Genomic DNA, 13,827 nt, shown 5'->3' with positions numbered 1-13,827 from the left:
TGCCTTACACTGCCGCCACCTTCGCCCTCGCCTTGCGCTTCGCCGCCGCCGGCTGCGCGCTCGGCGGTTGCCGCTCCAGCATCGGCTTGAGGTAGCCCCCCGTATAGCTGCGCGGCTCGGCCGCCACTTGCTCGGGGGTGCCTTGCGCCACCACCTCGCCGCCGCGCACCCCGCCTTCGGGGCCGAGGTCCAAGATCCAGTCGGCGGTCTTGATCACGTCGAGGTTGTGTTCGATCACCACCACGCTGTTGCCCTGGTCGACCAGCCGCTGGAGCACTTCGAGCAGCTTGCGCACGTCCTCGAAGTGCAGGCCGGTGGTCGGCTCGTCGAGGATGTACAGCGTCTGCCCGGTGCTGCGGCGGCTCAGTTCCTTGGCGAGCTTCACGCGCTGCGCCTCGCCGCCCGATAGCGTGGTCGCCTGCTGGCCGACCTTGACGTAGCCGAGCCCGACTTCGTTGAGCATGTGCATTTTGTCGCGGATCGGGGGGACGGCCTTGAAGAACTCCTCCGCGTCCTCGATCGTCATGTCGAGCACGTCGGCGATGCTGAGGCCCTTGAACTTCACCTCCAGCGTTTCGCGGTTGTAACGCTTGCCGTGGCATTCCTCGCAGGTGACGTAGACGTCGGGCAGGAAGTGCATCTCGATCTTGATCAGCCCGTCGCCCTGGCACGCCTCGCACCGGCCGCCCTTGACGTTGAAGCTGAAGCGCCCCGCCTTGTACCCCCGCGCCTGGCTTTCGGGCAGGCCGGCGAACCAGTCGCGGATCTGGGTGAAGGCGCCGGTGTAGGTCGCCGGGTTCGAGCGCGGGGTGCGGCCGATCGGCGACTGGTCGATCTCGATCACCTTGTCGCAGAATTCGAAGCCGGTGACCTTGTCGTGCGGGCCGGCGATCATCCGCGCGCCGTTCAGCGTGCGCGCGGCGGCGGCATAGAGCGTGTCGATGGTGAAGCTCGACTTGCCGCTGCCGCTGACGCCGGTGACGCAACAGAAGGTGCCGAGCGGGATGCTGGCGGTGACGTTCTGCAGGTTGTTCGCCCGCGCGCCGTGGACGGTGATCTTCTGCCCGTTGCCCTTGCGGCGCTGGGGCGGGATCTCGATCCGGCGGCGGCCGGTGAGGTAGTCGGCGGTGAGGCTGTTCTCCGAGGCGAGCACGTCCGCGAGGCTGCCTTGCGCGACGATCTCGCCGCCGTGGACCCCCGCGCCGGGGCCGAGATCCACCACGTGATCGGCGGTGCGGATCGCGTCCTCGTCGTGCTCGACGACGATCACCGTGTTGCCGAGGTCGCGCAGGCGCTTGAGGGTTTCCAGCAGCCGGTCGTTGTCGCGCTGGTGGAGGCCGATGCTGGGCTCGTCGAGCACGTACAGCACGCCCGACAGCCCGCTGCCGATCTGGCTGGCGAGGCGGATGCGCTGGCTCTCCCCGCCTGACAGGGTGCCGCTGGTGCGGTCGAGGTTGAGGTAGTCGAGCCCGACGTTGTCGAGGAAGCCCAGCCGCTCGTTGATCTCCTTGAGGATCGCGCGGGCGATCTGCTGCTGGGTGGCGGTGAGCTTCTCCGGCAGCGCGAGGAACCACTCCTTGGCCATCGTCACGCTCATCTGGGTGGGCGTGGCGATGTCGGTACCGGCGATCTTGACGCTGAGCGCCTTGTCGTTGAGCCGCTTGCCGAGGCAGGTCTCGCACGGCTGCGCGGTCTGGTATTTGCCGAGCTCCTCGCGCATCCACGCGCTCTCGGTCTGCAGCATGCGGCGGTTGAGGTTGCCGATTACCCCCTCGAACCCCTTGCGCACGGTGTATTCCTTGCGCCCGTCCTTGAAGGTGAGCGGGATCGCCTTGCCCCTGGTGCCGTGGAGGATGACGTCCTGGTTCGCCTCCCCCAGCGCGTCCCACGGGGTGGTGAGGTCGAAGCCGTATTCCTTCGCCAGGCTGGCGAGGACCTGCATGTAGTACGGACTCGGCGGGTTGGACTTGGCCCACGGCACCACCGCGCCCTGCTTGAGGGAGAGGTGCTCGTTGGGCACCACCAGTTGCGGATCGAACAGAAGCTTCTCGCCGAGCCCGTCGCACGCCGGGCACGCGCCCTGCGGGGCGTTGAAGCTGAACAGCCGCGGCTCGACCTCCTCGATGGTGAAGCCGGAGACCGGGCAGGCGAACTTCTCGGAGAACACGATGCGGTTGGGCGGCAGTCCCGCGCCTTTCATCGCCCCTCCCGCCGCATCGCCCGCGCCACGCCCGGGCACCACCCCATCGGCAAGATCGACGTATGCCAGCCCCTCGGCGAGCTTCAGCGCCTGCTCGAAACTGTCGGCGAGCCGCGTCTCGATCCCCTCGCGCACCGCGAGGCGGTCGACCACCACCTCGATGTCGTGCTTGAACTTCTTGTCGAGCGCCGGCGCCTCGCCGATCTCGAGCATCTCGCCGTTGACGCGCACGCGGGCATAACCCGCCTTCTGCCACTCGGCGAGTTCCTTGCGGTACTCGCCCTTGCGCCCGCGCACCGCCGGGGCGAGCAGGTAGAGCCGCGTCCCCTCGGGCAGCGCCATGACCCGGTCGACCATGTTACTGACCGTCTGTGCCTCGATCGGCAGCCCGGTTGCGGGTGAATACGGCACCCCGACGCGCGCCCACAACAGGCGCATGTAGTCGTAGATCTCGGTGACCGTGGCGACCGTCGAGCGCGGATTGCGCGAAGTGGTCTTCTGCTCGATCGAAATCGCCGGGCTCAGCCCGTCGATATGCTCGACATCGGGCTTCTGCATCATCTCGAGGAACTGCCGCGCGTAGGCGGAAAGGCTCTCGACATAGCGCCGCTGCCCCTCGGCATAGATCGTGTCGAACGCGAGGCTGCTCTTGCCCGAGCCCGACAGCCCGGTGATCACGATCAGCGCATCGCGCGGAAGGTCGATGTCGATGCCCTTGAGGTTATGCTCCCGCGCCCCGCGAACCGAAATATGAGTGAGAGACATAGAGACTCGTGTTCCGGTTTCGTTCGCGCAAGTCAAGGGCTGCACTATGCGCGCGCCCGCCAAGGCAAGCGATGTGGTGAGCAACAGCCGGATTGCAACGCGGGCGAGCCGCTACCTAGCCTAGTAAAACCTCAACTTAATAACTGTTGAGTACTCCTGACGCCGCAACTGAGGGCATGGGGTCAAGGGCGGCGGGATGGCCGAGAGAATCACACTCGACGAGCAGGGGCTCCCGCTAGTGGCGCGCGATGCCGGCTGGTCGGCCGAAGTCTCTCGCGAGAATCTCCAGACCATCCTCGACATCGAATACCGCGGGATCGCGGCGAACCTGCTAGCATGGTTCCTCGCCGGCTGCGCGGCAATGGTGCTGCCCAACGCCGCCGCATTCCTGCTCCCGCTCACCGGTAGATTGGTGGCGATGTTCACCGCCCGTCTCGCGTTCGCGAGACTTCGGGCGAAAATCGCCGCCCGGGCCGATTACAAGCGTGAACTGCGCTGGCTGATGATGGCGCTGGTGGTAGGCGGCGCCAGTTGCGCACCCCTCCTGACCCCGATCCTGATCGACCCCTATCTCCATCCGGCGCGCATGGTCGTCGCCGGCAGCGTGATAGTCGGGGTTACCATCGTCTTCAGCCTGCTCGCTCCCACTCCCCGCCTGGCCGCTGCTTTCATAGGGGGGTTCCTGGCGACTTTCGCGGCGGTGATGATCCCCGCCCAAGGGCTGCGCGGAGCCGTGACCACCCTGGCGCTGTGTGCGCTGATGCTGATCGTGCTGATCTATGGTGTCGCGGCGTCATTGCGCCACCGCCATGCCGCCGAAAGGGTGGTCGACAATCGCCGCCTGAGCGAGGAACTCGCCGACTCCCTCGCGCACGCCGAGTTCCTCGCCATGCGCGATCCTCTGACCGGCCTGCTCAACCGGCGGGCGTTCTTCCACCGAGCAGGACTGGTGCACGAGGGGGGCGACCGACACGTCGTGACGATCGACCTCGACCACTTCAAGGCGATCAACGACCGCTACGGTCACGCCGTGGGCGACCAGGTCCTGGTGGCGGTGGGCCATGCCCTGCGCGAGACGATCGCCTCCCTCGACCGGGGGGCGCACTATCCTTCGCGCATTGGCGGCGAGGAGTTCGCGATGGTACTCGAGATCGCCAGCCCTGTGGCCGCGCGCAATATAGCCGAGATGGTGCGCCATTCGATCGCGCTGGTCGGGCGCGAAATCGACCTGCCCGAAATGGCCACCAGCGCGTCAATCGGCATATGCCTGTGGCGACCCGGTGAATCGCTCGACGAGGTGCTCAGCCGGGCCGACGCGGCGCTCTACCAGGCCAAAGCACGGGGCCGCGACCGGGTGATGGCCGCCGCCGCCTGACAAGACCAACCCCGCCAGCGACGTTCGTCGAGCGTTCATCTGCCTTCGTCGAGAGGGCGTTCCTGCCAACAAACCTCTGGTTTCACGGGAAACCGCTTCGCGTGTTGAGCGCGCAGCGAGCTTGCAGGAAACATCTGATGACATTCGCCAGGACCGCCTTTTCCGCCGCCTCGGCACTCGCGCTTGCCGCGAGCCTTGCCATGCCGGCGATCGCGCAGGACACCTCGACCCAGACCGACGACAGCCAGCAGATCGTCGTCACCGGTCGCGCGCAGATCGGGGATTATGGCCTCGACCTCACTACCCGCGACTTGAGCGCCAAGCCAGGTGACGATTTCGAGCGTTACGCCAGCGGCGCGTGGATCGACCGCACCGACATTCCGGCCGACAAGCCCTCCACCGGCTCGTTCGTCGAACTCGGCGAGCGCGCGCAAGAGCAAGTACGCGGTTTGGTAACCGCCTCGACTCAGTCGAAGTACGGCATGCTCTACAAAACCTTCATGGACGAGAACGCGATCGAGCGCGCCGGCATCGCCCCGCTGATGAAGGACGTCGCGGTGGTACGGGCGATCGACGACAAAGCCGAATTCGCCCGCTTCATGGGCTCCACTTACGACAAGTTCGGCACAACTCTGTTCGCCGGTGGGCCCTATGCCGACACCGGCAATCCGAATTTGAACGTGCTGTGGTTCGGCCAAGCCGGTATTGGCTTGCCCGAGCGCGACTATTACTTGAACCCGCAGTTCGCCAAGCAGCGCGCCGCCTACCAGGCCTATATCGAGCGCACTTTCCGCGCGATCGGTGTCGCCGACCCGGCAGAAGCGGCGCAGGAAGTGATGGGCTTCGAGACGTACGTCGCGCAGCTCTCGTGGCCGGCGGAAGAACGCCGCGACATTGGCAAGATCAACAACCCGATGTCGACCGCCGAGCTGGCTGCCTACGCACCGGGGATCGACTGGGCGGCTTATTGGGATGGCGCCAATATCCCCCAGCAAGAGCGCATCATCGTCAATGAAAACACCGCCATCAAAGCGCTCGCCGAGCTGTTCGACCGGACCGATCTCGACACACTCAAGCTGTGGCAGCAGTTCCACGTGGCGCACCAGGCCTCGCCCTATCTCAACAAGAAGATGGTCGACAGCCGCTTCGCCTTCACCAGCACGTTGTCGGGGGTGACCGAGCAACAGCCCCGGTGGAAGCGCGGGATTAATAACGTCAACGGCTCGGTCGGCGAACTGATCGGCCAGGACTACGTGCACGAGTATTTCCCCGCGATTGCCAAGCAGCGGATGGAAGAGCTCATCAAGAACCTCAAGCTGGCGATGGCCGACCGCATCCGCGGCAACGACTGGATGGGCGGCCCGACCAAGGAAGCGGCGCTCGAGAAGCTTGAAAAGATGGAAGTCATGGTCGGCTATCCCGACCAGTTCCGTAGGTTCGATGCCCTGCAGGTTTCGCCCACCAGCCTTTACGAGAACGTGAGGAACGCGACCAAGTTCAACGCAGATTACGCGTTGAGCGACCTCGGAAAGCCGGTCGACCGCAAGAAATGGGCCATGAACCCGCAGGAAGTGAACGCTTACAACGGCGGTCTGGAAAACAAGATGGTGTTCCCGGCCGGCATCCTGCAGCCGCCGTTCTTCGATCCCTATGCCGACCCGGCGGTCAACTACGGCGCGATCGGGGTGGTGATCGGCCACGAGATCAGCCACGGGTTCGACGATCAGGGCCGCAAGATCGACGCCAACGGCGCGGTCCGCGATTGGTGGACGGCGCAGGATTCCGCCCGCTTCGACGCCGAGGCGAAGAAGTTCGGCGAACAGTACGCCAAGTACGAGGCGGTGCCCGGCGCGTTCATCAACCCCGAGCTGACGATGGGCGAGAATATCGCCGATCTCGCCGGCGTGCTGGTGGCCTACGACGCCTACCACAAGTCGCTCGGGGGCAAGGAAGCGCCGGTCATCGACGGGCTGACCGGCGACCAGCGCTTCTTCCTCGCCTACGCGCAAGTGTGGCGTTCGAAGGCGCGCGAGGACGATCTGCGCAGCCAGGTCACCACCGATCCGCACAGCCCCGAGCGCTACCGCACCATCGGCCCGCTGCGGAACGTCGACGCCTGGTACAAGGCGTTCGACGTCAAACCGGGTGACGCCAACTACATCCCGCCCGAAGAGCGCGCGCGCATCTGGTAAGCCGGCATGGGCGGGTCTAGCTTTCCGCGATGGCCCGCCTGTTCGTCTCGCTCCGCCCGCCCCGCCCAGTTCGCGACGCGCTGCTTTCAGCGCAAGGCGGCGTCGAGGGTGCCCGCTGGCAGGACGAGGATCAGCTTCATTTGACCCTCCGCTTCTGCGGCGAGGTCGACCGACGCACCGCCGACGATCTCGTAGCGGCACTGGGCTCTTTCACCGCCGCCCCATTCGAGCTCGCGGTGCGCGGGGTCGGGCATTTCGAACGCAAGGGTAGGCCACACACGTTGTGGGCCGGCCTGGCGCCGTGCCCCGCGCTGGAGCGTCTCCAGCGGCGGGTGGAGCGGGCCTGCCGCGCAGCCGGTCAAGCACCTGAGCCGCGCAAATTCGCGCCTCATTTAACGCTCGCCCGCATAGGCGGAGCGGCGCAGGGCATAGGCGAATGGCTAGCACGCTACGGCGCGCTCGCAGCGCCAGAATGGAACGTCGGTTCGTTCCGGCTGTACGAAAGCCGCCTCGGCCACGGGGGGTCGGTTTACACACCGCTGGCCGAATGGCCGCTCGAACCGGCAGGCGGCCGATTCGCCTCGACCAACGCCGTGCCAGTGGCTTGAAACGGCAACCAATGTTTGCCTGAAGCGTAACCATAGAGTGGCGGGTATCGCCGAGCAGGGGACGTTTACAGGATGAATCTTCGACTTTTCGCAGCCGTCGCGCTCGCCGGCACCTCGCTCGCAGGATGCGCCACCATGGCCGACACTCGCATCGCCGCCCCGGAGGCCACGGGCTACTTCGCCCAGCCCTCGACTCTCCATCTCAACGCGCCCGACTTCCGCGCCATCTCCGACGCCGACTTCCGGCCCGCCTTCGAGCAGGCTATCGCCATCGAGCGTGCCGAAGTCGCCGCGATCGCCGGCAGCCGCGATGCACCCACTTTCGAGAACACCATCGCCGCGCTTGAGCAGTCAGGCAAGATGCGCAAGCGGGTCGCTGCGGTGTTCAATGCGCTCAAGGGGGCCAACACCAATCCAACGCTCGATGCGATCGATGCCGAGGTCGCACCCAAGCTCGCCGCTAGCGAGGACACGACCAACCTCGACCTGGCGCTCTTCAGGCGGGTCAAGGCGGTCTACGATAACCGCGCCGCGATGAACATGACGCCGGAGGACGCTAGGCTGCTCGAGCGGACTTACGAGCGGATGGTGCATGCCGGGGTCATGCTCACCGATGCGCAAAAGGAGCAGGTCAAGGCAATCAACGCACAGCTGTCGACCGCGACCACGGAGTTTGGCCAGCGGCTGACCCGGGCGACCAAGAACGGCGCGCTGGTGGTGAGCGACAAGGTCAAGCTCGAAGGCCTGTCTCCCGCCGGAATCGACGCCGCGGCCAAGGCCGCCGTCGATCGCGGCGCCCCAGGGAGCTACGCGATCGCCCTGCAGAACACGACGCAGCAGCCCGCGCTCGGCTCGCTTTCCCACCGCCCGACACGCGAGGCGCTATACGAGAAAAGCTGGAACCGTGCCGAGCGCGGCGATGCGAACGATACCCGCACGCTTCTCGCCGAGATCGTCAAGTTGCGCGCGCAGAAAGCCGCGCTGTTCGGCAACCCCGATTGGGCGACCTATCAGATGTGGGATCGCATGGCGAAGGACCCCCGCACCGCCCTCTCGTTCATGGAGCAGATGGTCCCCGCCCTCGCCGCGACCCAGCGCGCTGACGCCGCCATGCTCAATGCCGAAATCAAGGCGAGCGGGGGCGACTTTACGGTCAAGCCGTGGGACTGGCAGATGTATGCCGACCGGGTGAAAGCGAAGAAGTTCGACCTCGACGAGGAAGCGATGAAGCCCTACTTCGAGGTCCGCCGGGTGCTCGAGGACGGCGTGTTCTTCGCCGCCAGCCAACTCTATGGCCTGAGCTTCAAGCCGCGGCCCGACATCCCTGTCTATCATCCCGACGTGTGGGCATACGACGTCTTCGACAAGGACGGCAGTCAACTTGGCCTGTTCTACTTCGACCCCTTCCAGCGCGACAACAAGCGCGGCGGCGCGTGGAAGGGCAACTTCGTCGACCAGACGCGACGCGACGGCACCAAGCCGGTGATCTACAACGTCCTTAACATCCCCAAGGCACCCGAAGGGCAGCCGCAGCTCGTCAGCTTCGACAACGTCGAGACTATGTTTCACGAGTTCGGTCACGCCTTGCACGGGTTCTTCGCCGACCAGGAATATGCCTCGCTGAGCGGCACCGCGACGGCCCGGGACTTCGTCGAATATCCCAGCCAGGTGAACGAGCTGTGGGCGAGTTACCCCGCAGTGCTGGCGAACTATGCCAAGCACTACCAGACCGCCGCGCCGATTCCGCAGGCGCTGATCGAGAAGATGCAGGCTGCTGAGAAGTTCGACCAGGGCTACGGCTTCGGGGAGGTCGTCGAGGCGGCGTTGCTCGACATGAAGTGGCACGCGCTGACACCAGGCGAGGCGGCGGCCATCGACACGCCCGCGAAGGTGAACGCCTTCGAGGCCCAGGCGCTGAGCGAACTCGGCCTGGCGGTCGATCTCGTCCCGCCCCGCTACCGCTCGAGTTACTTCCGCCACATCTTCTCCGACCCGGCGGGGTACTCGGCGGGCTACTACAGCTATTTGTGGACCGAGATGCTCGACCGCGACAGCCGCAAGTGGTTTCTCGACAACGGCGGACTGACCCGGGCCAACGGCGACCACTTCCGCAAGACCGTTCTCAGCCGTGGCGGGACGATGGACTACTTCGAGATGTTCAGGAACTTCGCCGGCCGCGCGCCCGATGTGCGGCCGATGCTCGAGGCACGCGGGCTTACCGGCGCCAATGTTCCGGCGGACGGCGGCGGCGCCAGCAACTAGCCGGCGACAAGCGCCCGCGCGCCGCGCTCGCCGAGCCAGCGCGCGGGTATGCCCCAGACTTGCTCGATGACCGCCGGGGAGAGCGCTTCATCGGGACTGCCGTCCGCCACTTTCACCCCTTCGTAAAGAACGATCACTCGGTCGGCATGGTTCATTGCCAGCGCAAGGTCGTGCAGCACCAGCACGACGCCGGTTCCCGCCTGCGCCGAGCGACGCATATGGGCAAGCAGCGCAAGCTGATGGGCCAGGTCGAGCGCAGCGAGCGGCTCGTCGGCGAGGATCCAGCGTGGCTCCCCCGCCAGCACGCGCGCCAAAAGCGCACGCGCCCGCTCGCCGCCCGACAGGCGCGAGACCGGACGATCGACGAGATGGGCCAAGTCGAGCGCGGCGATGGCTCGTGCCACTTGCGCTTCGCCACGGTCCCTGTGTGGCAGGCGGCCGAGCGCCACGAGATTGCGCACGGCGACATCCCAGGCCACCTCTCCTTCCTGTGGCAGATAGCCGATGGCCTTGGCCCGCTCACGGTGATGCAGCGAGGCAATGTCCTCCGCGTCGAGCGCGACGGTCCCCAAGTCGGGGCGTAGCAGTCCCGCCAGGCACTGCAGCAGACTCGACTTGCCGGCCCCGTTCGGCCCGCAGAGCGCCGTGATCCCGCCCGGGTGGAGCGCAAGCGAGACATCGCCCAAGCGGCCTGCAATGGCTATTCCGTTCGCTTGGAGCATCATGCCAGTCCCCGCCGCATGCGCAGCAGCAACCAGAGAAAGAACGGGGCGCCCACCAGGCTGAGCGCAATGCCCAGCCGCAATTCGGTCACCAGCGGCAGCACGCGGCAAAGGCTGTCGGCGACCAGCACGAGCAGAGCCCCCGCCAGCGCACTCGGCCATGTCAGCGAAGAAGGGCGACGGTCGGTAAACGGACGCACGAGGTGCGGCACGATCAGACCCACGAAGCCGACGATACCCGCGACCGCCACGCCACTGCCGACCGTCAGCCCGACGCCGGCGATCAGCCACACCTGAAGCTGCCGCGGTGCCATCCCGAGGCTGCGCGCCGCCACCTCGCCGAGGATCAACGCGTCGAGCCCGCGTCCGGCGGCCAGCAGGCATCCGACCCCGGCGACCGTCAAGGGAGCCGCCAGCCAGACATCGTCCCACGAGCGGTCGGTCAGCGCGCCCATCAGCCACGTGACGATCTCGCTCATGGCGAAGGCATTGGGCGCGAGGCTGATGGCCAGGCTGGTCAAGGCTCCCGCAAGACTGGCGATCATCATCCCCGCGAGGGTGAACAGCGCGATGCCACCCGTCCTACCGGCGATCGCCGCGAGCAGCGCCATGGCTCCTGCTCCGCCGGCCAAAGCGAATAGCGGCAGCAGATAAGGCGAGGCGGCATAGCCGAACCACAGACTCGCCACCGCGCCCAGGGCAGCGCCGGGAGCAATGCCGAACAGGCCGGGATCGGCGAGCGGATTGCGCAGGTAGCCTTGCATTGCCGCCCCGCTGGCGCCCAGACCCGCACCGATGGCAATCGCCAGCAGCGCGCGGGGTACGCGCAGCTCGGCCAGGATTGCGGCAGCGTTCGGAGTGGCCCATGGATCAAGCCAGACGCGGCCGGCGAGCAGCGAGAGCGGCACCGCCAGCGCCAGCAGCCCGAGTAACCATGCGGTCGCCCGGCTCATGAAACATTCCGCCGCAGCGCCGACAATCGCTTGGCGGCCCGGATGATCGTCGGACCGCCGCAATAGAGCAGCGCCGGATCGAGCGTGGCTCGCTGCATGCCGGGCAAGCGATCGAGCACCGGGTGCTGCTGGGCCCGCTCCCTTCCGGCCACGAGCAGCATGTCCGGCGGATCGGCCAGCAGCCGCTCGAGCGAGAGGTAATCAGCCTGCTGCATACCGCGGGCGGCGCTCTGGTTGACGAAGCCCGCGCGGCGCAAGAGATCGCTGATGAGCTCATGCTCCCCTGGCACGATGCCGTCGGGCTGCCAGACGATTGCGTTCACCGGTGACGTCTCGCTGCGTGCTGCGGCCAGCGATGCCTCCATCCTCGCCACCAGCGCTTCCCCCCGCTGCGGATGGCCGGCGAGCGAGGCCAACTGGCGAACTTGCGCCGCGCTGGCGGCAACCGTCGTGGCGATGTCGACCGTTGCCACCGCCAATCCCGACCGGCCAAGCGCCTGGCTTGTGGCCGGCTGCATGAAGGTCGAGCCGACCACCACGTCCGGATCGAGCGCGACTATTTCCTCCACGGTGCCGCCGATGGCGCGGAAACGGCGCGCCTTGGCCAGATCCATCGAAGTCGAGCGGGGGTCGTGACTGTAGTGGCTGACCGCGAGGATCTGCGCCGGATCGGCCACCTCGGCCAGAATGGCATCGGTGCACGGGTTGAGGCTGACAATGGTCGGGCGCTCGCCGCGCGCGCGATCCGCCGGGGGCGCGGCGCACCCTGCCAGCAGGACGCAAGCGGCGAGCAGTCTCACAGCCGGAGCTGCGCACCGACGAACATGGTCCGCCCGCGGGTGCCGTAACCAGCAGCCTCGACATACTTGGCGTCAAGCACATTCTCGATTCGGCCGTAAAGCTCCAGGCGCTCGCCGAGAGGCACGCTGGCGCGCAGATCGAACAAGGCATGCCCGTCGATCGGATTGAGATTTGCCGCATCGTCGAAGCTGTCGCCGACCAGCCGCACGTCCCCGCCGACGGTTGCGGTCAGCGGTGTCCGCCAATCAAGCGCGGCGCTCAAGGCATGGCGCGGCCTGCGCGCGAGGTCCGTACCCGCCATGCGGTCGACCGCCCGGATGTGGCTGTAGCTCAGATGAGTCCGCAGGTTCTCGCTGGGAGAGAGCCCGAGTTCGATCTCGAAACCTTCGGCTCGCGCCCGATCGACGTTGTCATAGGTTCCGAAAGGACGTCCAGCGCAGATGCCGCCGGTCACGCCGAAACACGAGACGAAGTCGATGAGATCGCTCGAATCCCGCCTGAAGAGCGTGATCGCTCCCCAAGTCGGTGCCGCGCGATTGCGCCAAACCAGGCCAAGGTCGAGGCTTCGGCTGCGCTCAGGCTGCAGCGCTCCGTTGCCGTAGTCCGACAGGAGCTGGAACAAGGTGGGGGACTTGAACCCCTCGCCATACGAGGCTCGCAGGCGTAGCTCGCGGGCAAGGTAGAAGCTGGCGTCGGCGCCGAAGCTGGTGACGCCACCGAAGCGGGTATGATCGTCATGCCTCAACCCGGCATGCGCCGAGACCCCGCCCCACTCGATCCCGGCCTGCGCGTATGCGCCCCAGATGCGCGACTTCCGAACGGCGTCGAACAAGGTAGAGAACCGAGCCCATTCTCCTTCCGCACCGAAGTGCAGCACGGCTGGCCCGATCGGCCTCCACTCGCCGCGCAGATCGACCCGCTGCGAACGACCGTCGGTCATATAGGTGGGTGCGCTACCCAAGGCAGGATCGAAATTGGCGCGCTCGGTATCGGCCAGCGAATAGGTAGCTGCAAGGTCGAGCAGGTTGCCGTCGAATACGACCCCAGCGGCGCCGGTGTACTGGCGGGTGTCCTGCGTCTCCGGTGTATCGGCAAAAGAGTAGGCGGGTGCGGGGAAGCCATCGAGGTCGAGTTCTCCCTTGGCGTAGCGGCCCCGGGCAAACAATTCGACGCTTCTTGAGAGGTAGGCGCGCGCCTGCGCATTGGCCGACCACTGGCGGAACATATCCGGCTCGGTTCCCGTCGCGGCGGCCGAAAACCCGTCAGTGCGCTGCCGCGCGGCCGAGCCTCCCACGAAGAAGGTGTCCGATCCAGCGCCACCACTGGCGGTCGCGTAGCTGCTGTCCTGACCGCCGTATTCGGCGCTCGCCGAAAGGCCGCGAGCGGCCCGCGTCGAAACGATCAGTACGCCGCCGATGGCATCCGAGCCCCAGATCGTGGAGTTGGAGCCCCGCAGCAGGTCGATCTTCTCGATCTCGCCCGCACCGAGGTTGCCGAAGTCAAACCCGCCCCCGGGTGCCGCGGGATCAGCCACCCGCACCCCGTCGACCAGCACCAACAGCTGCTCTGCCGCGGCGCCGCGCAGCCGCACGCCGGTGAACGAGCCCGGCGGGCCGTTGCGGGTGATGGTAACCCCGGGCGCGCGGCGAAGGACGCGGGCAAGGTCAGGTCCCTGCACCGCCTCGATTTCCGCGACGCCGATGACAGTGACCGGTTGGCCGGTGTCCTCGACATTTCCGCGGACGCCCGTCGCGGTGACCGTTATCGCCGTCTCATCGGCGGGATCGTAAACCGGCTCCTCATTCTGCGCGGCAAGCGGCGCGGAAAGCGCTACAGAACTTAAAAGCAGAAGAAATTTAGACATGAAACCTCCGTCAAGAACGATCGCGCCGTTCATGGCGGGAGGTTCGGCCGTTCGGCCGGGCCCTCGCTGCATTCCGGTACACCCC

Annotated in this window: 9 protein-coding genes; 4 read left to right on the top strand and 5 right to left on the bottom strand. The window is 66.6% G+C overall.

Annotated elements, in window-relative coordinates; translation table 11 throughout:
• Positions 1–4: 4 nt before the first annotated feature.
• Positions 5–2,965, bottom strand: coding sequence for an excinuclease ABC subunit UvrA (gene uvrA / locus ACWPM1_RS04195; RefSeq protein ID WP_455693582.1), 2,961 nt, complete (start codon positions 2,963–2,965; stop codon positions 5–7).
• 196 nt (positions 2,966–3,161) lie between these two features.
• On the opposite strand from uvrA, the gene ACWPM1_RS04190 reads away from it, so the two are divergent.
• The 4 genes from ACWPM1_RS04190 (at position 3,162) to ACWPM1_RS04175 (ending at position 9,402) form a co-directional block, all read left to right on the top strand.
• Positions 3,162–4,340: a diguanylate cyclase domain-containing protein gene (locus ACWPM1_RS04190; protein WP_455693581.1), complete on the top strand. Its 1,179-nt coding sequence runs from the start codon at positions 3,162–3,164 to the stop codon at positions 4,338–4,340.
• A gap of 137 nt (positions 4,341–4,477) precedes the next feature.
• Positions 4,478–6,532, top strand: coding sequence for a M13 family metallopeptidase (locus tag ACWPM1_RS04185; RefSeq protein WP_455693580.1), 2,055 nt, complete (start codon positions 4,478–4,480; stop codon positions 6,530–6,532).
• Positions 6,533–6,561: 29 nt separating this feature from the next.
• Positions 6,562–7,140 (top strand): RNA 2',3'-cyclic phosphodiesterase, encoded by a 579-nt coding sequence (thpR, locus tag ACWPM1_RS04180; protein ID WP_455693579.1) that lies wholly within the window; start codon positions 6,562–6,564, stop codon positions 7,138–7,140.
• A 72-nt stretch (positions 7,141–7,212) separates the two neighbouring features.
• On the top strand, positions 7,213–9,402 hold the full coding sequence (locus ACWPM1_RS04175; protein ID WP_455693578.1) for a M3 family metallopeptidase: 2,190 nt from the start codon (positions 7,213–7,215) through the stop codon (positions 9,400–9,402).
• On the opposite strand, the gene ACWPM1_RS04170 is transcribed toward ACWPM1_RS04175, so the two are convergent.
• The 4 genes from ACWPM1_RS04170 to ACWPM1_RS04155 are packed head-to-tail and all read right to left on the bottom strand — an operon-like array spanning position 9,399 to position 13,742.
• Complete coding sequence (locus tag ACWPM1_RS04170; protein ID WP_455693577.1) at positions 9,399–10,127, bottom strand: ABC transporter ATP-binding protein; 729 nt, start codon at positions 10,125–10,127, stop codon at positions 9,399–9,401. The genes ACWPM1_RS04175 and ACWPM1_RS04170 overlap by 4 nt on opposite strands.
• Complete coding sequence (locus ACWPM1_RS04165) at positions 10,124–11,077, bottom strand: FecCD family ABC transporter permease (RefSeq protein WP_455693576.1); 954 nt, start codon at positions 11,075–11,077, stop codon at positions 10,124–10,126. Before ACWPM1_RS04165 ends, ACWPM1_RS04170 begins: the two co-directional genes overlap by 4 nt.
• Positions 11,074–11,877: an ABC transporter substrate-binding protein gene (locus tag ACWPM1_RS04160; protein WP_455693575.1), complete on the bottom strand. Its 804-nt coding sequence runs from the start codon at positions 11,875–11,877 to the stop codon at positions 11,074–11,076. Before ACWPM1_RS04160 ends, ACWPM1_RS04165 begins: the two co-directional genes overlap by 4 nt.
• Positions 11,874–13,742 carry a TonB-dependent receptor plug domain-containing protein gene (locus tag ACWPM1_RS04155; protein WP_455693574.1) on the bottom strand — a complete coding sequence of 623 codons (1,869 nt, stop codon included), beginning with the start codon at positions 13,740–13,742 and terminating at the stop codon, positions 11,874–11,876. Before ACWPM1_RS04155 ends, ACWPM1_RS04160 begins: the two co-directional genes overlap by 4 nt.
• Positions 13,743–13,827 lie beyond the last annotated feature (85 nt).

Source organism: Tsuneonella sp. HG249 (assembly GCF_053819205.1).
Note: the sequence above shows the minus strand (reverse complement) of the source record. Positions and strands in the feature narration are given on the sequence as shown.

What these genes read in the sequence shown, in the direction of transcription:
- ACWPM1_RS04170 (WP_455693577.1), bottom strand. Translation starts at nt 10,127, where the DNA reads ATGATGCTCCAAGCGAACGGAATAGCCATTGCAGGCCGCTTGGGCGAT.
- thpR (WP_455693579.1), top strand. Translation starts at nt 6,562, where the DNA reads ATGGCCCGCCTGTTCGTCTCGCTCCGCCCGCCCCGCCCAGTTCGCGAC.
- ACWPM1_RS04165 (WP_455693576.1), bottom strand. Translation starts at nt 11,077, where the DNA reads ATGAGCCGGGCGACCGCATGGTTACTCGGGCTGCTGGCGCTGGCGGTG.
- ACWPM1_RS04175 (WP_455693578.1), top strand. Translation starts at nt 7,213, where the DNA reads ATGAATCTTCGACTTTTCGCAGCCGTCGCGCTCGCCGGCACCTCGCTC.
- ACWPM1_RS04185 (WP_455693580.1), top strand. Translation starts at nt 4,478, where the DNA reads ATGACATTCGCCAGGACCGCCTTTTCCGCCGCCTCGGCACTCGCGCTT.
- uvrA (WP_455693582.1), bottom strand. Translation starts at nt 2,965, where the DNA reads ATGTCTCTCACTCATATTTCGGTTCGCGGGGCGCGGGAGCATAACCTC.
- ACWPM1_RS04155 (WP_455693574.1), bottom strand. Translation starts at nt 13,742, where the DNA reads ATGTCTAAATTTCTTCTGCTTTTAAGTTCTGTAGCGCTTTCCGCGCCG.
- ACWPM1_RS04190 (WP_455693581.1), top strand. Translation starts at nt 3,162, where the DNA reads ATGGCCGAGAGAATCACACTCGACGAGCAGGGGCTCCCGCTAGTGGCG.